Source organism: Enterovibrio gelatinilyticus, assembly GCF_028683095.1.
GTDB classification, from domain to species: domain Bacteria; phylum Pseudomonadota; class Gammaproteobacteria; order Enterobacterales; family Vibrionaceae; genus Enterovibrio; species Enterovibrio gelatinilyticus.
In genome coordinates, this window is record NZ_JAJUBC010000006.1 from 40702 (window position 1) to 67180 (window position 26479).

21 protein-coding genes are annotated in these 26479 nt (G+C 47.1%); 9 read left to right on the top strand and 12 right to left on the bottom strand.

Translation table 11 applies throughout. From position 1 onward, the window contains the following. Nucleotides 1–180 precede the first annotated feature (180 nt). The 3 genes from LRP50_RS06905 to LRP50_RS06915 all read left to right on the top strand — a co-directional run bounded on the left by LRP50_RS06905 (nucleotide 181) and on the right by LRP50_RS06915 (nucleotide 3043). The gene (locus tag LRP50_RS06905; protein WP_274163730.1) at nucleotides 181–1449 is read left to right on the top strand and encodes an O-acetylhomoserine aminocarboxypropyltransferase/cysteine synthase family protein; all 1269 of its coding nucleotides are present in this window, start codon (nucleotides 181–183) and stop codon (nucleotides 1447–1449) included. Between the two features lie 142 nt (nucleotides 1450–1591). Continuing rightward, nucleotides 1592–2101 (top strand): VC2046/SO_2500 family protein, encoded by a 510-nt coding sequence (locus tag LRP50_RS06910; RefSeq protein WP_337992903.1) that lies wholly within the window; start codon nucleotides 1592–1594, stop codon nucleotides 2099–2101. A 267-nt stretch (nucleotides 2102–2368) separates the two neighbouring features. Next, nucleotides 2369–3043, top strand: a complete 675-nt coding sequence (locus LRP50_RS06915) for an SDR family NAD(P)-dependent oxidoreductase (RefSeq protein WP_274163732.1) — start codon at nucleotides 2369–2371, stop codon at nucleotides 3041–3043. A 164-nt stretch (nucleotides 3044–3207) separates the two neighbouring features. On the opposite strand, the gene adhE is transcribed toward LRP50_RS06915, so the two are convergent. Continuing rightward, a complete protein-coding gene (adhE, locus tag LRP50_RS06920; RefSeq protein ID WP_274163733.1) occupies nucleotides 3208–5910 on the bottom strand; it encodes a bifunctional acetaldehyde-CoA/alcohol dehydrogenase in 2703 nt (900 codons plus the stop codon). A 604-nt stretch (nucleotides 5911–6514) separates the two neighbouring features. Between adhE and LRP50_RS06925 the strand changes: the two genes are divergently transcribed. Next, the gene (locus LRP50_RS06925) at nucleotides 6515–7156 is read left to right on the top strand and encodes a YchE family NAAT transporter (protein ID WP_274163734.1); all 642 of its coding nucleotides are present in this window, start codon (nucleotides 6515–6517) and stop codon (nucleotides 7154–7156) included. A gap of 156 nt (nucleotides 7157–7312) precedes the next feature. Here LRP50_RS06925 and LRP50_RS06930 read toward each other — a convergent pair whose 3' ends face one another. Next, complete coding sequence (locus LRP50_RS06930; protein WP_274163735.1) at nucleotides 7313–8278, bottom strand: porin; 966 nt, start codon at nucleotides 8276–8278, stop codon at nucleotides 7313–7315. Nucleotides 8279–8653: 375 nt separating this feature from the next. After that, a complete protein-coding gene (gene cysS, locus LRP50_RS06935) occupies nucleotides 8654–10039 on the bottom strand; it encodes a cysteine--tRNA ligase (RefSeq protein ID WP_274163884.1) in 1386 nt (461 codons plus the stop codon). Nucleotides 10040–10275: 236 nt separating this feature from the next. Between cysS and LRP50_RS06940 the strand changes: the two genes are divergently transcribed. The 3 genes from LRP50_RS06940 to LRP50_RS06950 all read left to right on the top strand — a co-directional run bounded on the left by LRP50_RS06940 (nucleotide 10276) and on the right by LRP50_RS06950 (nucleotide 12314). Next, nucleotides 10276–10773: a peptidylprolyl isomerase gene (locus LRP50_RS06940; RefSeq protein ID WP_028025068.1), complete on the top strand. Its 498-nt coding sequence runs from the start codon at nucleotides 10276–10278 to the stop codon at nucleotides 10771–10773. 42 nt (nucleotides 10774–10815) lie between these two features. Continuing rightward, nucleotides 10816–11544: a UDP-2,3-diacylglucosamine diphosphatase gene (gene lpxH, locus LRP50_RS06945; protein WP_274163736.1), complete on the top strand. Its 729-nt coding sequence runs from the start codon at nucleotides 10816–10818 to the stop codon at nucleotides 11542–11544. A gap of 161 nt (nucleotides 11545–11705) precedes the next feature. Continuing rightward, on the top strand, nucleotides 11706–12314 hold the full coding sequence (locus tag LRP50_RS06950) for an EAL and HDOD domain-containing protein (RefSeq protein ID WP_274163737.1): 609 nt from the start codon (nucleotides 11706–11708) through the stop codon (nucleotides 12312–12314). A gap of 130 nt (nucleotides 12315–12444) precedes the next feature. Here the strand turns inward: LRP50_RS06950 and LRP50_RS06955 are convergent, their stop codons facing one another. Continuing rightward, nucleotides 12445–13929 carry a CoA-acylating methylmalonate-semialdehyde dehydrogenase gene (locus tag LRP50_RS06955; protein ID WP_274163738.1) on the bottom strand — a complete coding sequence of 495 codons (1485 nt, stop codon included), beginning with the start codon at nucleotides 13927–13929 and terminating at the stop codon, nucleotides 12445–12447. A 22-nt stretch (nucleotides 13930–13951) separates the two neighbouring features. Further along, a complete protein-coding gene (aptA, locus tag LRP50_RS06960; protein WP_274163739.1) occupies nucleotides 13952–15286 on the bottom strand; it encodes an omega-aminotransferase AptA in 1335 nt (444 codons plus the stop codon). Nucleotides 15287–15486: 200 nt separating this feature from the next. On the opposite strand from aptA, the gene LRP50_RS06965 reads away from it, so the two are divergent. Then, nucleotides 15487–16983 (top strand): aldehyde dehydrogenase, encoded by a 1497-nt coding sequence (locus LRP50_RS06965; RefSeq protein WP_274163740.1) that lies wholly within the window; start codon nucleotides 15487–15489, stop codon nucleotides 16981–16983. 89 nt (nucleotides 16984–17072) lie between these two features. Here the strand turns inward: LRP50_RS06965 and LRP50_RS06970 are convergent, their stop codons facing one another. Together LRP50_RS06970 and LRP50_RS06975 are read right to left on the bottom strand one after the other, a co-directional pair. Next, nucleotides 17073–18290 (bottom strand): bifunctional alpha/beta hydrolase/OsmC family protein, encoded by a 1218-nt coding sequence (locus LRP50_RS06970; RefSeq protein ID WP_274163741.1) that lies wholly within the window; start codon nucleotides 18288–18290, stop codon nucleotides 17073–17075. Between the two features lie 232 nt (nucleotides 18291–18522). After that, nucleotides 18523–19827, bottom strand: coding sequence for an NAD(P)/FAD-dependent oxidoreductase (locus tag LRP50_RS06975; protein ID WP_274163742.1), 1305 nt, complete (start codon nucleotides 19825–19827; stop codon nucleotides 18523–18525). Nucleotides 19828–20161: 334 nt separating this feature from the next. Between LRP50_RS06975 and LRP50_RS06980 the strand changes: the two genes are divergently transcribed. Next, nucleotides 20162–20710, top strand: coding sequence for a cupin domain-containing protein (locus LRP50_RS06980; RefSeq protein ID WP_274163743.1), 549 nt, complete (start codon nucleotides 20162–20164; stop codon nucleotides 20708–20710). Nucleotides 20711–20774: 64 nt separating this feature from the next. Here the strand turns inward: LRP50_RS06980 and LRP50_RS06985 are convergent, their stop codons facing one another. From LRP50_RS06985 to LRP50_RS07005, 5 genes are all read right to left on the bottom strand, one after another. Next, on the bottom strand, nucleotides 20775–22103 hold the full coding sequence (locus LRP50_RS06985; protein ID WP_274163744.1) for an NAD(P)/FAD-dependent oxidoreductase: 1329 nt from the start codon (nucleotides 22101–22103) through the stop codon (nucleotides 20775–20777). A 49-nt stretch (nucleotides 22104–22152) separates the two neighbouring features. Then, the gene (locus tag LRP50_RS06990) at nucleotides 22153–22989 is read right to left on the bottom strand and encodes an ABC transporter permease subunit (protein ID WP_274163745.1); all 837 of its coding nucleotides are present in this window, start codon (nucleotides 22987–22989) and stop codon (nucleotides 22153–22155) included. Continuing rightward, nucleotides 22986–23936, bottom strand: a complete 951-nt coding sequence (locus LRP50_RS06995; RefSeq protein ID WP_274163746.1) for an ABC transporter permease subunit — start codon at nucleotides 23934–23936, stop codon at nucleotides 22986–22988. Before LRP50_RS06995 ends, LRP50_RS06990 begins: the two co-directional genes overlap by 4 nt. Beyond that, on the bottom strand, nucleotides 23933–25084 hold the full coding sequence (locus LRP50_RS07000) for an ABC transporter ATP-binding protein (RefSeq protein ID WP_274163747.1): 1152 nt from the start codon (nucleotides 25082–25084) through the stop codon (nucleotides 23933–23935). Before LRP50_RS07000 ends, LRP50_RS06995 begins: the two co-directional genes overlap by 4 nt. 206 nt (nucleotides 25085–25290) lie before the next feature. Next, nucleotides 25291–26409, bottom strand: coding sequence for a polyamine ABC transporter substrate-binding protein (locus LRP50_RS07005; RefSeq protein ID WP_274163748.1), 1119 nt, complete (start codon nucleotides 26407–26409; stop codon nucleotides 25291–25293). Nucleotides 26410–26479: the final 70 nt, after the last annotated feature.

A 26479-nucleotide genomic window follows, 5' to 3' on the forward strand; every position in this document is an offset into this window, starting at 1 on the left:
CCATCATGTCACTGCGCCGATTGCAGGCGCAGTCCCTGCGTTTAACCCCCAACCAAACATTTCAATAGTGATACTGCCGAAGGTTGACCAAAAGACAGGTCAAAAACTTGAGCAGGTGCAACTTTACCGCCTAGGCTTTCTGTCATATTACCGAATCTCTGTTTGTTTCAAGGAAGAACAATGAAAGACGAAACTCTGTCCATTCATGCTGGGTACGAAACTGACCCAACCACAAAATCTGTTGCGACACCTATCTACCAGACTGTTGCTTATGAATTTGATAGCGCCCAACACGGTGCCGATCTGTTCAACCTTGCCGTTCCTGGCAACATTTACACTCGTATTATGAACCCGACAAACGATGTGCTTGAGCAACGCATGGCAGCTTTGGAAGGTGGTATAGCGGGTCTGGTGGTCAGTGCGGGCAGTGCGGCTATCAATTACGCCATTCAAACTTTGGCGGAAATTGGTGACAACATCGTTTCTACGCCACAGCTTTATGGTGGAACATACACCTTGTTTGCACACATGCTGCCAAAGCAAGGTATCGAAGTTCGCTTTGCCAAAGACGACAAGCCAGAGAGCCTGGCGGCGCTGATTGATGAAAACACGAAAGCGGTTTACTGCGAAAGTATCGGCAACCCTGCTGGCAACATCATTGACTTAGCGAAGGTCGCTGAACTTGCACACGCACAAGGTGTACCTGTGATTGTGGATAACACGGTTGCGACGCCAGTTCTGTGTAAACCCATTGAGCATGGTGCAGATATCGTTGTTCACTCTCTGACCAAATACATTGGCGGCCATGGCACTACTTTAGGTGGCGTGATTGTGGATTCAGGTAAATTCCCTTGGGCACAACACAAAGCGCGATTCCCAGTACTTAACCAACCCGAGGCGGCATACCACGGTGTGGTTTACACCGAAGCATTTGGTGATGCAGCGTTCATTGGTCGTGCCCGTACCGTACCATTGAGAAACACAGGTGCTGCACTTTCTCCGATGAATGCGTTTATGTTGATGCAAGGGCTAGAAACACTCTCATTGCGCATGGAACGCCATGTGGAGAATGCATTGAAAGTGGCGGAATACCTGCAAAGTCACGAGAAAGTCAGCTGGGTAAGCTATGCAGGTTTACCTGATTCTGAGCACCATGCACTTGCTCAGAAATACATGAAAGGGCAACCTTCTGCCATTCTTTCATTTGGTATGAAAGACGGTTACGACGCTGGTGTGCGTTTCTACGATGCTTTGGCATTGTTCAAGCGCTTGGTTAACATTGGTGATGCTAAATCACTGGCGTGTCACCCTGCGTCAACCACGCATCGCCAGTTGAGCGAACAGGAGCAGGCTCAAGCAGGTGTTTCTCCTGAGATGATTCGCCTGTCAGTTGGCATCGAACACATCGATGACATCATTGCCGATCTGGAACAAGCACTAAACGCTTAACACCAGAACAAAAAACGCTAATGAAGCTCACCTAGGTGGGCTTTATTTGTTTCTAACGCTCAGATAAAAAACAAAAAAATCATTAAAGCTTTTCGTTTTCTCGTCGATAAACAGGATGTATCCAGAAAAACGAAAGAGAATGATGCAAATCCACGCGCTCGACAAAGCCCAACTCATTACTGATGTACAGCTAGGTGACCACCTAAGTCATGCTGTTACGCAGGGGCGTCGCTCGGATTTCGCTTTGATGCTTGCACTACTTTCTGGGGACGCAACAGAGACAACGCCACTCAATCCCCCATTTCCAGAAAAAGCGACAGAATCAGATCTTCGCTATGCACTAAATTTGCCTGAACCAACCCGTTTGGTGGCAGAGGAAAGAGACTATGAATTGTGTGGAACGCAAGCCGACGCATTCCACAAAGCAGGCATTGCAAGTGCAAGGTTCAATCACTGTGTGACCCCGTCAGCACTACATTTTCCTGCCTCTGGAACCCACGATTTGGGTGAAGATGTTTATCATAATCTCTCGGGACACCAGAGAAGACAGCTTGCTGCTGAAAATTCGAAGACTACCGAACTCGATCCTGTAAACCTTTACAATCAACTAGTGCTTGCTAAACGCTATCAAGAGCTGAACGTGAAAGCTTAACTGATTGATTTCAAAAGACAACAAGAAGCCCATACCATAAGTAACCCACACGTACAACTTCTTCCACCGCAAAAAACATAACTGTGATCACTTACTAAAAAAATCATTTTGCACACAGTTTGCACACCCTTTTTTGAACAATTTAATACCACTTTCTCAGATCATGGTCCAAGATTGTTATCCACCCATGAAAAAGCTGGGTATAAGTTGTTAATGAATGTCGTATAACAATGATATAAGTCGTCATTAATCGAGTAAGGTCAAACAATGGATATCGCAAAATCCGTCATTGTGATTACTGCAGCAGGCACCCCGACTGGACGTGCTATGGCTGAATATTTCTGCAAGCTCAACGCTCGTGTCGCACTCGTCGACACGGAACGTGAAAAGCTTCAGACAACCTACGATTCGTGCATGAGAACAGGGGGAATTTGTTACTCATTCTCTCTGGCTAATCGAAGTGTTGAAAATATTTCGTTGCTGTTTGAGGAAATTAATCGCGAGATGGGTGCGGTGGACGTGTTACTTAACTACTGGCAAGCCAGTTGTCTCCCCAGTTTATTAGCAAGCAATGATACGGTTGACCAAACCATTGCTGACATCGCCTCTAATCTATACCTCTTTGGACGCGGCGCAGCATTCAACATGCTCGACAGAGGGCGCAAAGGGGTCATTGTTAACATTCCTGGAGTTCAAACTGAGATAGGAAAAGAGCAAAGCCTCGATTGCTCAAATGCGGTCATTCGTGGTTTAACACGTAGCTGGGCACAAGAATTAGAACATGCAAACATACGCGTTGGAGGTGTACTTCCGCGTATGCGTCACTATGACAACGGTAATGTCCATCACCATCCCGCCGTTAATTACGACATGATTGATGGTGCCGCATATATCGTAGAAAACGACAGTTTCACCGGCCGGATCTTAGAAGCAGCCAGTTAATCGGCAGGTGAATTTAGCCGTTGCCGCTTCTATGCCCTTTTATTGAAATGACCAAATCAGGCCATGCACTCACGTTCATTGTCAGGCTTTCGTTAATTCAAAGGGTATTGCCACTGCCAATAAAAAAGCCCGCTTTCGCGGGCTTTTCTTTTTACTTCAAATCATTACGCTTTCGCTGATTCTTTCTTCGCTTTTTCAGCTGGTTTAGCCGTTTCGCGGTCTTCTCTCTTCTTGATAACAGTCGTACCTTCGAAGGTTTCACCTTCAACGAATGCGGTACCGTAGAAAGAAGACATTAGCACTTCTTTTAGCTCAGTGATAAGTGGGTAACGTGGGTTCGCACCAGTACATTGGTCATCGAACGCTTCTACCGCTAGCTCATCAAGTTTCGCTAGGAAATCAGTCTCAGAGACGCCTGCCGCCTGGATAGACAGTGGAATATCTAGGTTCAGTTTCAGTTCTTCCAACCAAGCGAGTAGACGCTCAATTTTTTGAGCTGTACGGTCAGTTGGTTTCGCAAGACCCAAGTGCTCAGCAACTTCCGCATAGCGACGACGTGCTTGTGGGCGGTCGTACTGAGAGAAAGCAGTCTGCTTAGTTGGGTTGTCGTTCGCGTTGTAACGAACCACGTTAGAAATCAGTAGTGCGTTCGCCAGACCGTGTGGTAGGTGGAACTCAGCACCGACTTTGTGCGCCATAGAGTGACATACACCTAGGAATGCGTTAGCAAACGCGATACCTGCGATGGTTGCTGCATTGTGCACTTTCTCACGAGCGATTGGGTCAGTTGCACCGTTCGCGTAGCTTGATGGTAGGTATTCTTTCAGCATCTTCAGAGCTTGAAGCGCTTGTCCATCAGAGTATTCGTTCGCCAGTACAGAAACGTAAGCTTCTAGTGCGTGAGTCACTGCATCGTAACCACCGAATGCGGTTAGCGACTTAGGCATGTTCATCACTAGGTTCGCATCTACGATTGCCATGTGTGGCGTTAGTTCGTAGTCAGCAAGTGGGTATTTTGCGCCAGTCTTGTCGTCAGTAACAACCGCGAAAGGTGTTACTTCTGAACCAGTACCAGACGTGGTAGTGATACATACCAACTCAGCTTTCTTACCCATTTTAGGGAACTTGTAGATACGTTTACGGATATCCATAAAGCGCATTGCTAGTTCTTCAAAATGCGTTTCTGGGTGCTCGTACATTACCCACATGATTTTCGCTGCATCCATCGGTGAACCGCCGCCTAGTGCGATGATTACGTCAGGTTGGAAGCTCTGCATTGCTGCAGCACCTTTCTCTACAACAGACAATGTTGGGTCAGCTTCTACTTCGAAGAACGTTTGAACTTCCATGCCCTGTGCTTTAAGCAGCGCAACGATTTCGTCAGAGTAACCGTTGTTGAACAAGAAGCGGTCAGTCACGATCATCGCGCGTTTTTTGCCTTCCAAATCGCCTAGTGCGATTGGCAAGCTACCACGACGGAAGTAGATAGATTTAGGTAGTTTGTGCCACAGCATATTCTCAGCTCGCTTCGCTACAGTCTTCTTGTTGATAAGGTGCTTAGGACCAACGTTCTCAGAGATTGAGTTACCGCCCCAAGAACCACAACCCAAGGTCAGTGATGGTGCAACGTTAAAGTTGTACAGGTCACCGATACCACCGTGAGTGGTTGGGATGTTGATAAGAATACGAGCTGTTTTTAGCTTGTCGCCGAAGTAACGAATACGATCTTCGTTAACGTCTTGGTCAGTGTACAGACCAGAGGTGTGGCCGATACCGCCGATTTCAACCATGGTCACAGCTTGTGCAACAGCATCTTCGAAATCATCAGCGCGGAACAAACCTAGTGTTGGAGACAGTTTCTCATGTGCGAACTCGTCGTCATAAGAGACTTTGCCTAGGCCTTCACCGATAAGCACTTTGGTGTCTGCTGGTACAGTTACGCCTGCCATTTCTGCAATTTTAACTGCTGGTTGACCAACAATTTTTGCGTTCAATGCGCCGTCAATCAAAAGTACTTTACGAACTTTCGCTGCGTCAGCTTTACCCAGCACGTGTGCTTTGTGAGAAGCAAAACGCTCTTTCACTTCGTCGTAAACTGAATCAACAACGATTGCTGCTTGCTCAGAAGCACACACAACACCGTTATCGAACGTTTTAGACATCAGGATAGAAGCAACTGCACGCTTAATGTCAGCTGTTTCGTCGATAACAACAGGAACGTTACCTGCACCAACACCGATAGCTGGTTTACCTGAAGAGTAAGCTGCTTTCACCATGCCTGGACCACCAGTTGCAAGGATCAAGTTGATGTCGTCGTGCTTCATCAGCGCATTAGAAAGCTCTACAGAAGGCTCATCAATCCAGCTGATGATATCTTTTGGTGCGCCTGCAGCAACTGCAGCATCAAGAACTAGCTTCGCCGCATCGTTCGTTGAGTTCTTAGCACGTGGGTGTGGTGAGAAGATAATGCCGTTACGTGTCTTCAAAGAGATTAGAGATTTGAAGATAGCAGTTGAAGTTGGGTTAGTCGTTGGGACGATACCGCAGATGATGCCCACTGGCTCAGCGATAGTGAAAGTACCGAACTCGTCGTTCTCTTCCAAAATGCCGCAGGTTTTTTCATCTTTGTATTTGTTGTAGATAAATTCAGAAGCGAAGTGGTTTTTGATCACTTTGTCTTCGACAATACCCATGCCAGATTCAGCAACAGCCTGTTGAGCTAGAGGAATACGGGCATTGTTAGCAGCCAGAGATGCAGCGCGGAAAATCTTGTCTACTTGCTCTTGTGAGTAAGTTGCAAATTCTTTCTGCGCTTTCTTTACACGCTCAACCATTGCGTTGAGTTCGGCTACGTTAGTTACAGGCATAGTTGTCTCCTACATACCTAAAGTTCAAAAATTATTTAGTAACTACATGCTCATTTAGTTAGAGGCCTAAGTAACTCACATCGTCCTGTGAGTCTTAGAAAGCATTTAGTAAATAACTTTCAAAACTGATTATAGATTTTCAGAGGAGCAGAAAGTTGATCCGGATCATGTGTAGTAAACTTTCATAAAGTTTTTCACTTACCGCTCAAATTTTAACCAAAAAGCTCTACAATCACTGTTTTGAAAGCGTAATTCCACAAACAAACTACGTGAATGTAACACATGTGCATTGTGTCTCACACATATGTATAACTCCTTTTCACCACGAAATCAGGGGAAGATATTCATATGTGACCGCGATCACACATACTCTTGCGGTCACAGGTGTATCTATTAGTTGCCACAGTAAATTTTCTGATTACATTTAGTACACTTAGTTAAATTTCGGCACTTTTAACCGCTAATTCCCTTTTCAGCCAAAAACCATCAAGCATGCTGATATCTACTCATTGGCATTTATCATTTCAACGCTATACTAGCGCCCGAGATCGAACTTTTGCGATCGACATCAATGTACGTCTTGTTCACTTGCGAGTGATTGGAAATGAATAGCATCGAGCTTGTAATATTTTTTCAGTTTTTTATCGGGTTGTTTGCTGCGGTAAACCCTCTTGGCATCATGCCAATCTTTGTTTCGCTAACCGCCCACTTAGACCCTGCCGAGCGAAATAAAACCGCTTACACCGCCAGTATTGCCGTTGCCGCCATTCTTGTGGTGTCTCTACTTGCGGGGCAACTCCTGTTAGATGTATTTAGCATTTCGCTGGACTCCTTCAGGGTGGCTGGCGGTATGCTTCTTGTCAGCATCGCGTTTACCATGATGAATGGTAAATTGGGTGAAGATAAACAGAACAAACAAGAACAGTCAGAGTCCATCAGTCGCGAACAAATTGGCGTCGTGCCGTTGGCAATGCCACTTCTTGCGGGCCCTGGTGCAATAAGTTCAACCATTGTTTACTCAAGTCGCTACCCGACATCTGTCGACACCGTTGGCTTAATCGTCACAATCTGTATCTTTACGGCAGGCATTTGGGGACTGTTTCGACTGGCGCCAGCCATCGTGAAGTTTCTCGGCCAAACCGGAATCAACGTGATCACTCGTATCATGGGCTTGATTCTTGGCGCTCTCGGTATTGAATTTATTGCCAACGGTATGCGTGCTCTGTTTCCTGGTTTGGGTGGCTAACCCAAACTACAAAACACCACAATGACAAGAATGACAAGGAGGCAGCCAATAGCGCCTCCTTTTCCTTTTAGGGAAACCTCACAGACAACCTGACCCACCCATCAATACCAAATCCCCTTTCGCGAAACCCCTTCAATACCAAACCAAGCGATAGCGTTAAAACATGTAACGTGCACCAGCCTGAAATTGGTCGTCGTTTGCTTGCCCATCAAGACGATTAAATTCATAACCGGCATAAGCAACAAAATCACTGGTCACGTTATAAACGCCCTCGACCGCATTGTAATTAACACTGTATTCACCACGTTGCGATGCAGGAAAATCTGATGTGCGATAGTTGTAGACATAGCGAAAGATGAAATCATTCACCGTGTACGCCGTAGCAATTTCGAAGCCACTCACATCGGTATGATCCACTTCGCCATTAACGTAAACCCCACCAATGTACAACCCCCCAAGCGTGTATGCTGCAGTGATATTGTATTGCTCAGCATCCAAGTTATTCTGTTCACCGGACACATAGCCCACACCCAGTTGCAGCCCGATTGGCGCGCTATAGAACATTGAACCACCAGCGCTATAATTTCCTTTTGAATCGTCTCTAACGTAATTCACTGTCGCGGTCATATTTAATGGCAACTGAGCGAGATACACGAAGTTGTTCTCCAGCTCATCTTCATTCCCTGTGATGATATCTGACGCGCTGCCACCAAAGGTTTCCATAATGTCAGTCACATTGGTAAGAATGACCTGAGAAGAATCTTGCTGACCATAGGAAAACGCGCCATAAGACGTACCAACGCCTACATACATATAGCGATTCTTGCTATCTGAACTGTCTGAGTAAATCTCCCCACTGTAATAGCCAAACACTTTGATCGAATCCGTAACTTGTGTGTTTCCATCAATATTTCCTCTGATTCGACTTATGTCATCAAAAGAATTGTTTGGTTCTGTATTGCCGTCCTCCGACAGCTTGTTGGCATCCGACACATTGAAACGCGCTTCAATACGCCCTGTCACTGTAAGAGAAGACTCATCGGTTGAATATACTGTGTAGGCATAAGACGTTGACGAAATGAGCGAGCCAAGGATAGCCGTGGTGAGGAAGGTATTATTCATGATCGATCCTTAATGATTTGCTTTGTATTTAACGAACAAATCGAGCCGAACATCATCATCACTTGTCGCCTTGTTTACACCTCGGGCGTAGCGATTCAGACTCAATAACATCAACTGAAAGGATGGAATACAGGGAGAATATGCTTGTGTAATTTTTGAGAAAATACACACCTTCAGTTCGATGCATTCGCGCTCATAAAATTGGACGCGTTATATCAATCTGTTAGTGACATGTAGGCGCAGTTTGGGGCTTGTAGAGAGAACAAGGTTTGGCGGTAGGGATATAGAAAAATCGTATAGGATGACCCTGTGGATAATCAATAAAAAACGGAGCCTAAGCTCCGTTCAGTATTTTCGATTCTGGGTAATTCGCGTTTACTTACGACGCCAACTTGTTCCACCCGCACCGTCTTCTAAGACAATGCCCATTTCGGTAAGTGCGTCACGCGCTGCATCAGCCGCAGCCCAATCTTTGCTTGCACGCGCATCGTTACGCGCTTTGATCAGACCTTCAATTTTCGCGACTTCATCATCACCACCTTCTGCGTTACCTTGCAAGAAAGCTTCTGGCTCTTGGCCCAATAGACCAAGTACGTCTGCCAACTCACGCATGCGCGCTGCCAGTTTCGCAGCAGAAGATTCATCTTCCGCTTTCAAACGGTTAATTTCTCGCGCCATATCAAACAGCACTGAGTAAGCTTCTGGGGTGTTGAAATCATCATCCATAGCGGCTTTAAAGCGCTCTACAAATGCTTCTCCACCTTCAGCTGCCACAGACAAATCTAAACCGCGCAGTGACGTGTATAAACGCTCAACCGCAGAGCGTGCCTGCTTGAGGTTTTCTTCACTGTAATTTAGTTGGCTACGGTAGTGACCTGACATCAAGAAGTAACGCACGGTTTCAGCATCGTAATGACCCAAAACATCACGAATAGTAAAGAAGTTCCCCAGCGACTTTGACATCTTTTCGCGGTCAACCATCACCATGCCACTGTGCATCCAAGTATTCACATATTGTGTGTCATGGGCGCAGCAAGACTGCGCGATTTCGTTTTCATGGTGTGGGAAAGTGAGATCTGAACCGCCGCCGTGAATATCGAAATGGTTACCCAAGATTGCTGAGTTCATTGCAGAACATTCAATGTGCCAACCTGGACGACCTGCGCCCCATGGTGACTCCCATGTAGGTTCACCCGGCTTTGACATTTTCCACAAAACGAAATCAAGTGGGCTCTTTTTCGCTTCTTCAACGTTAACGCGTGCGCCAGCTTGCAGCTGATCCAAATCTTGGCGAGACAGCTTGCCGTAATCGTCAAACTTCGCGACTTCAAACAGCACATCGCCATTTGAGGCAACGTATGCGAAACCACGTTCAATAAGACGTTCAACCAACTCGATAATTTCAGCAATGAATTCTGTCGCGCGCGGTTCAACATCTGGGCGCATCATGTTCAATGCATCAAAGTCAGCGTGCATTTCGCCAATCAAACGGTTTGTCAGCGAATCACAGCTTTCACCGTTTTCAGCGGCACGTTTAATGATCTTGTCGTCAATATCAGTGATATTACGAACAAACTTCAGGTCATAACCCGAAAAACGCAAGTAACGCGATACCACATCAAAGGAAACAAACGTACGACCATGACCAATGTGACACAAATCGTAGATGGTAACCCCACACACATACATGCCAACTTTGCCTGGCTCAATTGGTTTGAATTCTTCTTTTTTCTTCGTGAGGGAGTTGTAAATTTTCAACATGGCTGTCGGGTTACCCATTCCAGTAATTAACGTCATTTAATAACTGCATATTACACCTTTTCCTTTCATTTAAGGCAAGGCTATATACCTAAGCGATTTGAGGATGTTGAAATTCAGACCAATCTGCACTCACCTTCCCCTTCTGCGCGGTTTTTTCTGTCGCTATCGGTTGAATGTGGCGCTCGTTGGGATAGAATCATTCATCTAAAGCTAAATGCTCTTTTAAGGAACACAACATGGTTACGCTTCATACCAATTTTGGTGACATCAAAATCCAACTTAACGCAGAAAAAGCTCCGGCGACTGCAGAAAACTTCCTGCAATACTGCCGCGACGGTTTCTACAACGGCACTCTGTTCCACCGTGTTATTGATGGTTTCATGATCCAAGGCGGCGGCATGACCTCTGGCATGGAAGAAAAAGAATCACGTTCGCCAATCAAAAATGAAGCGAATAATGGTCTGAGCAACAAAATTGGTACGCTAGCAATGGCACGTACCATGGAACCGCATTCAGCGAGCTCGCAGTTCTTTATCAACGTGGGTAACAACACCTTCCTAGACCACAAATCTGAGTCAATGGACGGTTGGGGTTACTGCGTATTTGGTGAAGTGGTTGAAGGTATGGACGTGGTCAACAAGATCAAAGATGTCGCAACTGGAAACTGGGGCTACGTACACCAAGATGTGCCTGTTGAAGAAGTAATGATCAACAGCGTAACCATCGAAGAATAAGGTGGCAATGGGCAGTGGCTTTAGCCTCTGCCCTTTATATTTATGACCGTACTATTTATTGCAGACCTCCATCTTAGTCCAACACATCCAGACATTACCGATTGCTTCTTCCGTTTTATGGAACAAGAAGCGCCGTCTGCCAGCGCGCTCTATGTGCTTGGGGATTTATTCGAGTCATGGATAGGTGACGACGAAAATACGCCGCTACAATGTGATGTCGCCGACGCCTTTAAAGCGCTGAATGATAAAGGCGTGCCGATCTATTTCATTCACGGCAACCGCGATTTCATGATTGGAAAGCGCTTTGCAAAATCTGCTGGCATGACACTGCTTCCTGAACACCATGTCATTGACTTATTTGGTGAGCCAACGCTTATCATGCATGGTGATACGTTATGTATCCAAGATGAAGGCTACCAACGCTATCGCAAAAAAGTTCATAACAAGTTTGCCCAATGGTTGTTCCGTCGATTACCCCTATCAACACGACAAAAAATTGGTCTAAAGATCCGCTCAAGCAGCACGTCAAACAAGCAAATAAAACCACAAGACATCATGGATGTTGACTCAGATGAGGTCATCCGAGTCATGCAAGCCTATGGTGTAAAACAACTTATTCATGGGCATACCCACAGACCCAATATCCACAATTTGTCACTCGGGACTGATCTCGCTCAACGAATTGTACTTGGTGATTGGTACACTCAAGGCTCCGTACTTTCTTGCACCTCCGAAGGTTGCACCCTAGAAACGCGAAAGTTCGGAAAATAAGCGATAAGAATATCAATGGTTGCTGACACATTAGGATTGAAAAGTACTCTCCGCTTAATTATTTTTCATCACGAAATATCAGTCTTAACTCACCCTCTCAGTTCTGAGAATTGATATACACTTAGTTTTACACTCTTTATTTACAGGTACCGTGGCTTTCTATGAGTTTGAACCTTGCAAGACAAGCGATCTATGACGCTCAAAAGCACCTTGTCGCTTACGAGTTTTTGTTTCGAGATGGACTTCGAGACGCGTTTCCTTGCATTGATGCTCACATTGCCACACAAAGCATACTCGACGACCTCTTTTTGGAAGGGAATCTGACAGATGAAGCGATTTCTAATGGCCTGCCCTGCTTTGTGAATTTTTGCTACAACAGTTTACTCAGTGACATTGCACTGCAGTACCCTGCACAAAACCTTGTTATCGAGGTGCTCGAAGACTGCACCGCAGACAACGCATTATATGAAAAACTCGTCGATTTAAAGGCTAAGGGATACCGCATCGCGCTCGATGATTTTATCCCTTCCAATGACTGGATTCCTTTTCTGGCACTTGCCGATATCATCAAAATCGATTTTCGCGCGCTATCATTAGATTCCATTACCCAGTTTGTTCAAGACTATGGTGAAGCGTTCAATTTTCAGCTCCTAGCGGAGAAAATTGAAACTCAAGAAGAATATCAATTTGCACGTAAGCTCGGGTTTGACCTGTTCCAAGGGTATCAACTCAGTAAGCCTGAGCGTCTTGAATACCCATTTGTTGCGTAACTCTTAAGCAAAACAGTTCCAGATACTGTCTGCTGATGAAACAAAGAAGGAGCCAATAGGCTCCTTCTTTGTTTCATCTTGTTGTGTAGCGACGTTGCGTTTTCTACTGCTGTTTTAGAGTACGTAAAGGCTATTTCATTGTCGGCATGACAAAATCTGCATCGGCACGAATACCCGTTGGCCATCTCGCGGTAATCGCCTTACGGCGGGTGTAGAAACGCACACCATCAGGGCCATGCATGTGAAGCGGGCCAAAGAGCGATCGCTTCCAACCGCCAAAACTATGAAAAGCCATGGGCACAGGAATAGGTACATTCACGCCGACCATGCCTACTTGAATTTCATGGCAGAACTGCCTTGCTGCATCACCATTTTGCGTAAAAATAGCCGTACCATTGCCGAACTCATGCTCATTGATGAGTTTTACGGCTGCGGCATAGTCCGGAACACGCACGATTGCGAGTACGGGGCCAAAGATCTCGTCGCGATAAATCGTCATGTCTTCTGTGACGTTATCAAATAAGCATCCACCCAAGAAGAAGCCATCTCCGCCTTCAGGTGTCACTCCACGACCATCAACCACGAGCGTTGCACCTTCAGCGACACCCGTCGCCACATAGCCTTCCACTTTTTTTAGGTGTTCTGCCGTCACCAAAGGTCCCATTTCCATCCCTTCGATAACGCCATTCCCGACTCGAAGCTCTTTCACTTTCGGTGCCAGTTTTTCGATCAAGGTGTCGGCAACATGGCCAACAGCGACAGCGACAGAAATCGCCATACAACGCTCTCCCGCAGAACCATACGCTGCGCCCATTAGCGCGGCAACCGTCTGATCAAGATCGGCATCTGGCATCACCACCATGTGGTTTTTTGCACCGCCCAATGCTTGAACGCGTTTGCCGTGTGCAGACGCCGTGCTGTAGATATATTCTGCAATCGGTGTTGAGCCCACAAAGCTTACCGCTTGCACATCTGGATGAGTCAGCAATACATCTACCGCTTCTTTATCACCATTCACGACGTTAAAGACGCCATCTGGTAATCCGGCTTCGGTCAATAGCTCTGCTATACGCAACGTGGAACTTGGATCTTTCTCCGATGGCTTCATCACGAAAGTATTTCCACACGCGATAGCAATGGGAAACATCCACATCGGCACCATGATCGGAAAGTTGAACGGCGAAATCCCTGTTACCACACCCAGTGGCTGATTAAGCGACCAGGCATCAATGCCAGAACCAATCTGCTCTGTCATCTCACCTTTCAGAAGGTGCGGGATCCCACAGGCGAACTCAACCACTTCCAAACCACGAGTCAGCTCACCTTTCGCATCATCAAGCACTTTTCCATGCTCTTTTGTAATTAGCGCTGCCAGTTCATCGATGTGTTCTTCTACCAGCGCTTTAAACTTGAACAGCACGCGAGCACGACGAAGCGGTGATGTTTCCGACCATGTTGGAAATGCCGCTTTTGCCGACGCGATAGCGGACTCTGTTTCAGACACCGAGGCTAACGAGACTTCTCCAGACACCTTTCCAGTCGCAGGGTTAAACAAGGATTGTTTTCTCTCGCTTGCCGCTGTGTATTTACCATCAATGTAATGTGTTACAGACATATCCATATCTTCCTTTATTAACTCATAACGCGTTTTTGATGGCGCGTTCCAGCGTGCTTACCATCTGATCAATATGTTTGGATTCCAAAATCAACGGTGGAGACATGGCAATAATATCGCCAGATCCGCGCACCAGCACACCATTGTAGAAACAACGAGTAAAGACATCGTAGCCTCTCTTACCGACTCCTTTATCACTAGGTGTGAGTTGAATACCGGCAATAAGTCCGGTGTTTCTTACATCAATCACATTGGAGTGGCTGGCTAGCGAGTGCACAGCGTCTTCCCACTCAGTTTCCATTTCCCTTGCATGTTCAAACAGCTTTTCGTCTCGATAAATGTTCAACGACGCAAGTGCTGCTGCTGATGCGACAGGGTGCCCTGAATAGGTATAACCATGAAAGAACTCGATCGTATCTTCAGGCGCTTGCATACACGCGTCATAAATACGCTCACTCACCAACACTGCACCCATTGGGATAGCGCCGTTGGTCAAGGCTTTTGCTGTAGTAATCATGTCGGGAGTGACATCCCAACGTTGCGCGGCGAAAGCATCACCGACGCGACCAAAGCCTGTGATCACTTCATCAAAAATGAGCAAAATGTCATGCTTCAGGGTGATTTCACGAAGACGTTTCAAATAACCTACTGGCGGCAACACCACTCCGCCCGAGCCTGACATGGGTTCGACAATAACAGCGGCGATATTCTCTGCACCATGAAGAGCAATGAGTTGCTCTAGGGCGTCCGCTTTTTCAATACCGTGCTCTGGTAATCCTTTTGAAAACGCATTTCTCTGCATGTCTAAGGTGTGGGGTAAATGCGCCACACTCGGTAAGAGTTGTCCGTTAAACGCTTTGCGATTATTCACCATACCGCCGACAGAAATTCCGCCAAATCCCGTACCGTGATAGCCCAACTCACGACCGATCAGCATGGTTCGATTGGCATGACCTCGAGCGCGTTGATAAGCCAATGCAATTTTGAGGGCGGTATCACCGGCTTCAGACCCAGAGTTCGCAAAAAAAACGCGGTTAAGATCGCCTGGCGACATTTCAGCTAAACGTTCTGCTAATTCAAAAGGCAATGGGTGTCCCATCTGAAACGTCGGTGCATAATCCAACTCAGTGATTTGGCGACTCACCGCTTCAGAAATTTCACGTCGACTATGCCCAGCGTTACAACACCAAAGCCCAGCAGTCGCATCAAGAACAGAGTTCCCCTCAATGTCCTCGTAATACATTCCTTTAGCTTTCACGAGTAAACGTGGCGTCTCTTTGTATTGACGATTTGCGGTGAAAGGCATCCAGAAATTATCCAGCGTGACGCCCTCTTTGTGTGGTTTTTGCACTGCCATAGTCAAGTATCCTTCCATGCCGTCATTCTTGTTAATGAGTTGTTGCTAGGTGCGCATTATTTGCAATACTATGTCAAATATAACGAACAGTAAATGGCTTATGTTCAATATAAAAACAATTATTGCTGCTATTTGTAAAATATTTTGAAATAGGGCACAGTGACAAAATATCGGCATTTAACACGGACTAAGGGGCAGATATGACTTCTCGCACGTCACGTCAAGACTGGGAATTATTCGCAGATTCACTGGCAATCAAAGGGCAAGCATTTATCAACGGCGAACACACTGACGCCGTATCGGGCGATACGTTTTCATGTATCAGCCCTATCGACGGCCGAACTCTTACCCAGGTCGCGAGTTGCGATCTGGCAGATGCAAATATTGCCGTCGCCAACGCCCGCGCCACATTTGAATCTGGTTCATGGGCGCATTTACCTCCAGCAGAACGTAAAAAGGTTGTTATTCGCTTTGCTGAACTTATCGAAGAAAATGGCGATGAGTTAGCCCTTCTAGAAACGCTGGATATGGGTAAGCCTATCCGTTATTCCAAAGCCGTTGACGTCAATGGCGCTGCACGTGCTATTCGCTGGTCAGGTGAAGCGGTAGACAAGATCTACGATGAGCTAGCCCCAACGCCTCACAATGAAATCGGTATGATCACCCGCGAACCTATTGGTGTTGTTGCCGCTATCGTTCCGTGGAATTTCCCTATGCTCATGGCATGCTGGAAGCTCGGCCCTGCTTTAGCGTCGGGTAATTCAGTGATATTAAAACCATCGGAAAAATCGCCGCTAACCGCCATTAAGTTAGGGGAACTTGCGCTAGAAGCAGGCATGCCCAAAGGCGTATTGAACGTATTACCCGGTTATGGTCACACCGTAGGCAAAGCACTCGCCCTTCACATGGATGTCGATACGTTAGTTTTTACTGGCTCGACAAAAATCGCCAAGCAATTGATGATTTACGCGGGCGAATCCAACATGAAACGCGTTTGGCTCGAAGCAGGCGGTAAGAGCCCAAACATTGTCTTTGCGGATGCACCGAACCTTGATGTGGCTGCAGCTTCAGCGGCCTCTGCCATTGCTTTCAACCAAGGGGAAGTGTGCACAGCGGGTTCTCGCTTGTTGGTAGAAGCGTCCATTAAAGATGCCTTCGTTGCGAAGGTCGTTGAACAACTCAAAGACTGGCAACCCGGTCACCCTCTCGACCCAGAGACGCAAGTCGGCGCAGTGGTCGATCAGCAACAACTTGATACCGTTTTAGGTTACATCGAAAAAGGTACACAAAGTGGTGCAACCATGGTCTGCGGCGGACGTCGAGTCATGCCCGATACTGGCGGTTTGTTCGTTGAGCCCACGGTGTTTGACAATGTGAACAATGAAATGCCTATCGCTCGGGAAGAAATTTTCGGCCCAGTGCTTTCAGTCATTACCTTTGACACCCCAGAGCAAGCTGTCGCCATCGCTAACGATACTGATTATGGTCTTGCCGCCGCGGTATGGACATCAGACATCTCCAAAGCGCACAAAACCGCCAAAGCCCTCCGCACTGGCATGGTGTGGATTAACCACTACGATGGTGGCGACATGACCGCTCCGTTTGGCGGGTATAAACAATCCGGTAACGGACGTGATAAGTCGCTGCATGCGTTTGAAAAATACACTGAAGTCAAAGCAACATGGATTGCATTGTAGTATCAGCGACACACCGATAACCACACTCCAATAAAAAACGGGCGGTGATATTCACTGCCCGTTTTTCTATATGCTTGAAAACTCAGTTCTTAATCTGCCAACGCCGTCGTGATCACAATCTTACTTTCCAAGGTTTTATGCACTGGGCATTTATCGGCGATTTCCAACAAACGCTGACGTTCTTCTTCTGTCAAATCGCCCACCAGCTCTATCGTGCGTGCTAATACTTCTACTTTCGAATGTTCTTCATCGCAGTGCTCGCAATCCGCGCCATGTTGGCGGCTATGTGACAGCGTGACTTTCACATCATCCAAGGCGAGTTTTTTGCGATTTGCATACATGCGAATAGTCATGGATGTACAAGCACCCAGCCCAGCTAGCAAATGTTCGTAAGGATCAGGCCCGAGGTTATCGCCACCGAAATCAATGGGTTCATCAGCAAACCATTGATGATGATCAGTCTGAATAGTGCGCGTGAAGGCTTTATTGTGTTCACTCACCAACACCTCGCCACGTGTCACACCCGCCTCAGCCTCTTTGATGGGCGACGCTTTATCAATATAGCGCTGAGACCACGCGGCAATTAACTCTGCCACATATTGCGCGTCATCTTTGTTGGTCAACAAATGGTCTGCCGTATCTAACGTGACAAAGCTTTTCGGGTGTTTCGCACGTGTGTAGATTTTCTCGGCTTCCTTAATCAACACAATGCTGTCGATTGGCGAGTGCATCACTAACAAAGGAACACGCAAGTTTTCGATGTCATCATTCTCAGCGCGGATGTCATCAAGGAATTGCTTTTTGATGGTAAATGGACGACCTGCTAGGCTCACCTCTGCTTGACCTTCTGCATCGATATTTTCTACGTGCGCAGAAAATTGCTTTGATACATGCTCCGCATCGGCAGGGGCGCCAACGGTAGCAACTGCCGCAATTTCTGGGATGCGGTGTGCTGCTGACAACACCGCACGCCCACCAAGGCTATGACCAATCAACAGTAATGGTGCTTCATAATTATCACGCAAGAAATCAGCCGCAGCCACGAGATCATCAACGTTCGATGAAAAATTGGTGTTTTCAAAGTCCCCATCACTGCCACCAAGGCCCGTGAAATCAAATCGAAAAACAGCAAAACCAATGTTGACCAAGGCACGTGAAATACGAGAAGCCGCAGCGACATCCTTACCACAGGTGAAACAATGCGCGAACAAGGCGTAGCCACGTACATTCTGTTCAGGGGTTTCCAACAACCCTGCAAGCTCTAACCCGCCACTCTTGAAGGTCACCTTATTACGTTTTCCAGCCATTCTTCTCTCCTGATTAACATGCGCCCAGCAAAAGTACCGTTTCTACATCCGTTAGTAAAAGTAATGCAGCGTTTTACCGACACAATCTGACAATGTGTATTTTTAGATTACTCGGATAGTTAATAGACCGGAAAACGAGAAAAGTATGACAACGCGTCTCAAACTTATTTTTGAGACGCTAAGTGGCTGAATTTGTTATTTAAAGAAATCAAGTACCGTACCGCGACTTGCGTCACTGAAGTACTTCTTTGATTCGATGATAGGTCATACCGATAGCGAGCAAAGGTGAGCGAAGCAACGGCCCGCCGGGGAATGTCATGTGTTTTACTTTCGCAAACACATCAAAGCGTTCAGCCGTACCAGAAATCGCCTCAGCAATCACTTTGCCAGCCATGTGCGTTGCGTTGACACCATGACCAGAATAGGCCTGAGCGTAAAAGATATTGGGCGCATCTGGCAGTCGCCCGATTTGGGGAAGACGGTTCGCACCAATGCCGATCATGCCCCCCCATTCAAAGTCGATTTTAACGCCCTTGAGTTGCGGAAAAACACGTTCTAAATTTGGAAGCAAAGCGGCAGTGATGTCTTTTGGATCCTTCCCTGAGTAGGTACAGAGCCCGCCAAACAATAACCGGTTGTCGCCGGAAAGATGATAATAATCCAGCGCCATACTCAAATCAGCAAACGCCATGTTTTTTGGAATAATGCTTTGAACTTGCTCGTCCGTTAACGGCTCGGTAGCAATGATATAGCTACCTGCGGGTAAGACTTTTCCACCAACATACGGCTCAAGTTTATGGCCGATGTAGGCGTTGCCCGCCAACAGAACATACTGGCAGCTTACTTGCCCTTTATCCGTTTTAACTAAAGGCTTGGTTCCCTTAACAATTTCTACCGCTGGGCTATCTTCAAACAATTGAACGCCCAAACTCGCTGCCACCGCAGCTTCACCTGTGGCCAAATTAAGGGGATGCAGATGACCACTTCCCATGTCCAGCATGCCACCAATATATCGCTCAGAGCCAATCACATCCGACAAAGACTCCTTACTAAGCATGCGAATCTCATGCTCATAACCCGCATTTTTCAAGCTGTCGAAATCTTCTTCAAGCTCTTTCATGTGGGCTGGTTTTAATGCGAGATCGCAATAACCCATGGTGAGATCACAATCGATATTGAATGTATCGACCCGATCTTTAACGATCTCAACAGCCTCGATGCCCATTCGATTAATGGCATCAACGCCCTCTTTGCCTATTTGTTGGGTAAACTGCTCAACGCCATGTCCAATACCGCGAATTAGCTCGCCACCGTTTCGACCTGACGCCCCCCATCCAATTTTATTGGCTTCCAACACCACCACAGAATACCCACGTAAGGCGAGTTCAATCGCACTGTTTACCCCGCTAAATCCCCCACCAACAATGCAGATGTCTGCTGTCACCGATTCAGTCAGTTCAGGGTAGCGCTGGCTATATTTAGCGGTTGCCGCGTAATAGGATTGCGTATGCGCAAGTTTTGATGATGTAGAACCCATGATCAGCACCAGTGTAAAATATAATTAACAAAGATTAACGTATTCACTACAGCAAGGTGAAGCGGAAAATATACATTTTAAGCGTTTCATTTGTAATCTTCTGGCTCAGATCACTCATTGATATTCATATGAGATTAGGCGTCAAATATGAAGCCCCCTCCCTTAGCCAAACAATCCAACCTCAAGCTCACCCATCCCAATCCGATGAATATTTTTTACATTATGACGATATCATCACAAAATACTTGATTCCCACAGCCTACCAAGTAGGATCGCACGTTCGAAATCTATTACAGTAATAAAACATCTTACTGAGTCAAAGGAGAGTGGGACATTGGATATTGGTGCAAACCTCAAAGCCGTTCGTAAAAACCGTGGATTATCTCAGCGTGAGTTAGCCAAACGTGCAGGCGTAACAAACAGCACCATTTCAATGATTGAGAAAAACAGTGTCAGCCCTTCCGTAAGTTCTCTCAAAAAAGTGTTGTCTGGCATCCCAATGTCTCTCGTCGAGTTTTTCTCGACCGATATCAGTCAAAACGAGGCTGCACCCGTGATTTATCGCCAAGAAGATCTGCTTGAGATCGGTTCTAATGGCGTTTCAATGAAAGTGATCGGCAAAGCTTTCCCTAATCGCGCCCTATCTATCTTGTCCGAGATTTATCCGCCCGGCACTAATTCAGGCGACGACATGCTTCAGCACGACGGTGAAGAAGCGGGGCTTGTGATTGAAGGACAATTAGAACTCACTGTTGGCGATGATATCTATGTACTTGAAGTTGGAGACAGTTATTACTTCGACAGTAACCGCCCTCACCGCTTCGCCAATCCGTTTGATAAAGAGTGCCGAATCTTCAGTGCGACAACGCCAGCAAATTTCTAGATTTTAGAATCAACAAAGCGCCCTAGCACTGACATGGGCGCTTCGTGTTTAAACCGCTATAGTCTTATATCCCAAATTTATCCCGTACGGTGTAATACCACGCACCCAACGCGGAGAAAGGCACACTCAACATATGTCCGCCAGGGAATGGAAGATGTGGCAAGCTTGCAAATGCATCAAACCTTTCTGCCTGACCGCGCATCATTTCTGACATCAAGCGTCCTGCCAAATGGGTGTACGTGACTCCGTGTCCACTACAGCCTTGCGAATAGTAAATATTGCTACCCACACGCCCCACCTGTGGTAATCGCGACAAGGTCATTAAGAAATTACCCGTCCAGCGGTAGTCGATCTTCACTTGGCTTAACTGAGGAAACGTGTTGAGCATTTTAGGACGAATGATGGCATCAATATCCGCCGGATCTCGCGCACCATAAACCACGCCTCCACCATAGATCAGACGCTTATCGCCAGATAACCGGAAGTAATCCAGTAAGTAATTACAATCTTCCACACAGTAGTCTTGTGGCAGCAAACTCTGGGCCTGCAAGTCAGTCAATGGCTCCGTCGCTACCACCTGCGTGCCACATGGCATCGACTTTGCGCGAAGCTCTGGCATCAAGCCGCCCAAATAGGCGTTGCCTGCCACAATTAAAAATGACGCCGTCACAGATCCTTTATCGGTAAATACTTTGACGGGTTCGCCACGTTCAATACGAATCGCCGCGGAGTGCTCATAGATTTTGCCACCTAAGCTTTCGACGGCTGCCGCTTCACCTAACGCTAGATTAAGGGGGTGGATATGGCCCCCTGATTTATCAAGCAAACCACCCACATAGTTCTGCGTATCGACGACACTGCGAATCTCTGTTGTATCCAGCATTTCCAATTGGTCGTTACCATGACGTTCCCAAAGCGCTTTTTGGTGTTCCAACTCGCGCATCTGTTTGATGTTCAGCGCTGCGAATACACCTCCGTTTTTCAAATCACATTGGATGTTGTATTTATCAATCCGATCACGAATGATTTTGCCGCCTTCAAACGCCATTTCGCCAAACAATTTGGCCTTTTCCGCACCCACCGTTTTCTCTATCACATCGATATCACGGCTGTAACTATTCACAATTTGTCCGCCATTGCGGCCTGAAGCGCCCCAACCCACTCTCGCCGCTTCCAACACAGTGACATTGAATCCCGCTTCCAGCAGGTGCAATGCAGAAGACAAACCGGTATAGCCAGCGCCGATAATGCATACATCAGTGATGACATCATCGGTTAAGACGTCTCTCTGCGCAGATACATTGGCAGACGCTGCATAATATGACGCAGTATGCTCTAACGGCGGATTTTGCATGAGTTGCGATGCTCCTTCTGAGCCAATTTGTTCCAACATGATGAAAGACTTCCCTTTGCTGCTCTGCTCTTAGCTGCTCTGGTCTTAGCTACTCAGATTTCATATTGAGCAGTGACATTTCTTCTTTCGATTTTCGCTCCGCTCGACGGGCGACATACCAAGAAAGAAAAGCAAACAAAGAGACAACCAAAATGATTAAGGTAGCGAGGGCATTGATCTTGGGTGACACACCAAGGCGAACTGAAGAAAACACCACCATTGGCAAGGTGGTTGACCCCGGCCCTGACACGAAACTCGCAATCACCAGATCATCCAGAGATAGACTAAAGCTCAGTAACCAACCCGCCACCAACGCAGGCGCTATCATGGGCACAGTGATCACAAAGAAGACTTTCAGCGGTGTTGCGCCTAAATCCATGCCCGCTTCTTCGATGGAAAAATCGAGCTCCCGCAATCGCGATGACACCACCACTGCCACATAAGCCGCACAGAATGTAGAGTGCGCAATCCACACGGTTGTCATGCCACGTTCTGCGGGCCAGCCAAACAGCTCTCCCATTTGTACGAACAAGAGCAACAAGGACAAACCGATGATCACATCAGGCATGACCAAAGGCGCTGTAATCATATTCGATAGGCTTAACCGCCCCCATGAGCGCTTAAATCGCGTCATCACAAAAGCTGCCAGCGTGCCGATAATCACGGCCATGGTGGAGCTATAAAACGCGATGCGAAGGCTCGTCCAAACGGCTTGCAGGATCTGCTCATCTTTAAACAGTTCTGCATACCACTTTGGTGAAAAACCACCCCAAACTGTCACGAGCTTGGAGGCATTGAAGGAGTAGATCACCAAGATCAACATGGGCAGATAAAGGAACAACAAACCAACCCAGAGCATGACAGTCGAAAATTGCCAACGTTTCATCGGTCTGCCTCCATGTCTTTGGATTGATAGTGATGGAACAAGGTGATCGGGATGATCAACAGTAACAGCATCACTATTGCCAGTGCCGATGCCACAGGCCAATCACGGTTGTTAAAGAATTCCTGCCACAGCACCTTACCTATCATCAAGGTTTCAGGGCCACCAAGAAGTTCGGGGATCACGAACTCACCGACCACCGGAATAAACACCAACATAGAGCCGGCAATTATGCCGCCTTTAGACAGCGGTAAGGTCACGTTCCAGAAGGTATTGAAATTGCGAGAACCAAGATCAGACGCGGCTTCCAACAAGCTACCGTCAAGCTTTACCAAAGTGGCATAGAGTGGCAGCACCATGAAGGGCAAATAGGTATAAACAATGCCGATATACACTGCAACATTGGTGTTGAGGATTTGGATAGGGTCGCTGATCACGCCCAGCCAAATCAAAGAACTGTTGATGATCCCAGTGTTACTGAGCAGCCCCATCCATGCATACACTCGAATCAAAAACGATGTCCATGAAGGCAGCATGATCAGTAATAGCAGCAAGGTTTGCATTCGCGCGGGAGCGCGCGCAATGGCATAAGCCATCGGATAGCCGAGAAACAAGCAGCCTAACGTCGAGAAGAACGCAATCTTCAGAGAGCTAAGATAAGCGAGGTAATACAAGTCATCGTCAAGAATACGAATGTAGTTCTCAAGGTTGATGGCAATCTCGAGCATTTCATCGGCGTACTGCATGATGGCTTCATACGGCGGAATCGCAATGGCTGCCGTTGAAAAACTGATTTTTAAAACGATGGCAAACGGCAGCGCAAAAAACAGCAATAGCCAAAAGAACGGGAAGCCCATGGTGAAATGACGACCCTTTGGGAAAAGGACGCGTGACTTATGTGGCGCGGCCCCTTTCGTGCCATTTTGTGAGGGGGAGGTGGAATTCGTCATACACGCAATACCACCCCACTGGTGGCCTCCCAGCTAATGAAGACTTCATCGTCCCATGTGGGTCTGTCTTGTCGGCGAGTAATGTTTGTCATACTGCACATAACAATCTTGTTAGACGGCAATTTGACGTAATACACCGATGTCCCGCCCAAATAGGCAATATCATGCACAGTGCCTTTCGCCCAATTGTACTGATCATCCGGTTTATCCCGCCCGATCAATGCTTTTTCTGGGCGAACCGCGAGCCAAACCTTTTTGTCTTCTAGGTTAGTGGCAACACCATAACCAACAAACATCGGCTGCGGCGTTTCTTGTGATTCAATGATGCAGTGGTCCGCCTCATCCGTCACAATCTCCCCTTCGAACAAATTCACCGAACCAATAAATTCAGCAATCATTCGGCTGTTCGGGCTTTCATAAATGTCGGTCGGTGTACCTGTTTGTGCTATCCACCCTTCGTGCATGATGGATATACGCCCAGCCATGGTCATGGCTTCTTCTTGGTCGTGTGTCACCATCACACAGGTCACGCCAACCCGCTCCAGAATCTCCACCACTTCCAATTGCATTTGGGTTCGCAGTTTCTTATCTAGGGCACCCATTGGCTCATCAAGAAGCAGTAATTTTGGCCTTTTGGCGAGCGAACGCGCTAAGGCCACTCGCTGGCGTTGACCACCGGAAAGCTGGTGTGGTTTTCGGTTCGCAAAGGCTTCCATACGCACCAGACGAAGCATTTCTTCGACGTGAACTTTGATCTCATCTTTCTTCATCTTGTCTTGCTTGAGTCCAAACGCAATATTCTGCGCCACCGTCATGTGCGGAAACAGTGCGTAAGACTGAAACATCATATTGATCGGGCGTTCATAGGGAGGAATATCCGTGATGTCCTCACCATCAAGATAAATGCGCCCGCTCGACGGCTTTTCGAAGCCGGCCAGCATTCGCAGCAGGGTCGATTTCCCCGAGCCAGATCCGCCAAGCAACGAGAAAATCTCGCCGCGATCAATGGTCAGTGACACATCATCAACAGCACGAACATCGCCAAATAATTTGCTGACACGATCTATTTTCAATAGCGGATCTTGTTTCGCCGCTCCCTGCTCCGCGCTTGGTTGCTGGTTACTTGGTTGCGGATTACTGGTCGTCATGAGACCTCCTACTTACTGCTGCATTCGCCGACATTTGCTCTGAAACAAGTACCGTCCAACATTCGTTTCAACATTACCTAAGCAATCAAACTCAATGGGTGGCACTCCTCAGAGCGATACATCCAGCGGAACAATACATCCGGTAGAGCAAAACGCCGCGCGGAGTCAATGCAGATGCACGGCGTAAAGCATGCGACAAGACGTCGCTATTGCCCCGTCTTCATACGGGTCCAAATGCGCGTTCGTACGCGGTTGATTTTCAAAGGAAGGACTTCAGAAATGAACAGTCTATCCATCACTTCTGGCGTTGGATAAATTGACGGATTCTCCAAGATCTCTTTTTCAATCAGATCATTGGATGCGGGATTCGGGTTGGCATACACCACGTAATCAGTAATAGGGGCTATCACTTCTGGGCGTAATAAGTAGTTCATGAAGGTTAGTGCATTTTTGGCATTCTTCGCATCGACGGGGATTGCCATCATGTCGAACCAAAGCTGGGCACCTTCGCTCGGAATGGCGTAGTCGATAACTTGCCCATTCCCTGCTTCATCCGCACGGTCTGCCGCTTGGAAAATATCGCCTGAGAAGCCATAAGCTAAACAGATATCACCATTCGCAAGGTCTGTGATGTAACGAGAAGAGTGGAAATAGGTGACGTAAGGGCGGATTTCTGCGAGCGCCTCACCGACGGCTTTGTAATCTTTCTTGTTGGTTGAGTTTGGATCTTTACCTAAATACTGCAGTACTTGCGGCATCACTTCGTCTGCCGAATCGACCACGGCAATCCCACAATCTTTTAGCTTGGCTGCGTATTTTGGATCTAAAAGCAGATCCAATTTATTTTCAGGTAACGGCCCACCCAAAGCGGCTTTCACCTTCTCTACGTTGTAACCAATGCCATTGGTTCCCCAAAGGTAAGGGATCGCATATTGGTTACCTGGATCTGCCATTTCTAGGCGTTTCATCATGGCTGGATCAAGGTTGCCGTTGTTGGTCAGAAGCGCTTTATCCAGCTTTTGGAAAGCACCTGCTTGAATCTGTTTAGCGAGGAAGTTACTGGAAGGAACCACTAAGTCATAGCCAGAGTTTCCTGATAGCAACTTGGCTTCGAGTACGTCATTGCTGTCATACACATCGTAGGTGACTTTGATGCCCGTTTCTTTTTCAAAATTCTCAATCGTATCTTCGGCGATGTAATCGCTCCAGTTGTAAATGCGAAGAATTTCTTCTGCTTGTACGCTTGTCGACAACATCAGTCCTGATGATACCAACAGCCCTGCAAAGGTCATTACTGTGGTCTTATTTCTAGTAGCCATTTTCATGTGTACTCCTTAGGGTCCTTTCCGTTTAGGAGAGAAAGCGCACTGCCACACTTTTTCTCCCCACCAGATC

Excerpts from the sequence above, each read along its gene's own strand:
- LRP50_RS06965 (WP_274163740.1), top strand. The coding sequence starts at position 15,487 with ATGACTTCTCGCACGTCACGTCAAGACTGGGAATTATTCGCAGATTCA.
- LRP50_RS07000 (WP_274163747.1), bottom strand. The coding sequence starts at position 25,084 with ATGACGACCAGTAATCCGCAACCAAGTAACCAGCAACCAAGCGCGGAG.
- cysS (WP_274163884.1), bottom strand. The coding sequence starts at position 10,039 with ATGTTGAAAATTTACAACTCCCTCACGAAGAAAAAAGAAGAATTCAAA.
- LRP50_RS06950 (WP_274163737.1), top strand. The coding sequence starts at position 11,706 with ATGAGTTTGAACCTTGCAAGACAAGCGATCTATGACGCTCAAAAGCAC.
- LRP50_RS06925 (WP_274163734.1), top strand. The coding sequence starts at position 6,515 with ATGAATAGCATCGAGCTTGTAATATTTTTTCAGTTTTTTATCGGGTTG.
- LRP50_RS06905 (WP_274163730.1), top strand. The coding sequence starts at position 181 with ATGAAAGACGAAACTCTGTCCATTCATGCTGGGTACGAAACTGACCCA.
- LRP50_RS06955 (WP_274163738.1), bottom strand. The coding sequence starts at position 13,929 with ATGTCTGTAACACATTACATTGATGGTAAATACACAGCGGCAAGCGAG.
- LRP50_RS06990 (WP_274163745.1), bottom strand. The coding sequence starts at position 22,989 with ATGAAACGTTGGCAATTTTCGACTGTCATGCTCTGGGTTGGTTTGTTG.
- adhE (WP_274163733.1), bottom strand. The coding sequence starts at position 5,910 with ATGCCTGTAACTAACGTAGCCGAACTCAACGCAATGGTTGAGCGTGTA.
- LRP50_RS06910 (WP_337992903.1), top strand. The coding sequence starts at position 1,592 with ATGCAAATCCACGCGCTCGACAAAGCCCAACTCATTACTGATGTACAG.
- LRP50_RS06985 (WP_274163744.1), bottom strand. The coding sequence starts at position 22,103 with ATGTTGGAACAAATTGGCTCAGAAGGAGCATCGCAACTCATGCAAAAT.
- LRP50_RS06975 (WP_274163742.1), bottom strand. The coding sequence starts at position 19,827 with ATGGGTTCTACATCATCAAAACTTGCGCATACGCAATCCTATTACGCG.
- LRP50_RS06940 (WP_028025068.1), top strand. The coding sequence starts at position 10,276 with ATGGTTACGCTTCATACCAATTTTGGTGACATCAAAATCCAACTTAAC.
- lpxH (WP_274163736.1), top strand. The coding sequence starts at position 10,816 with ATGACCGTACTATTTATTGCAGACCTCCATCTTAGTCCAACACATCCA.
- aptA (WP_274163739.1), bottom strand. The coding sequence starts at position 15,286 with ATGGCAGTGCAAAAACCACACAAAGAGGGCGTCACGCTGGATAATTTC.
- LRP50_RS06930 (WP_274163735.1), bottom strand. The coding sequence starts at position 8,278 with ATGAATAATACCTTCCTCACCACGGCTATCCTTGGCTCGCTCATTTCG.
- LRP50_RS06970 (WP_274163741.1), bottom strand. The coding sequence starts at position 18,290 with ATGGCTGGAAAACGTAATAAGGTGACCTTCAAGAGTGGCGGGTTAGAG.
- LRP50_RS06995 (WP_274163746.1), bottom strand. The coding sequence starts at position 23,936 with ATGACGAATTCCACCTCCCCCTCACAAAATGGCACGAAAGGGGCCGCG.
- LRP50_RS06915 (WP_274163732.1), top strand. The coding sequence starts at position 2,369 with ATGGATATCGCAAAATCCGTCATTGTGATTACTGCAGCAGGCACCCCG.
- LRP50_RS07005 (WP_274163748.1), bottom strand. The coding sequence starts at position 26,409 with ATGAAAATGGCTACTAGAAATAAGACCACAGTAATGACCTTTGCAGGG.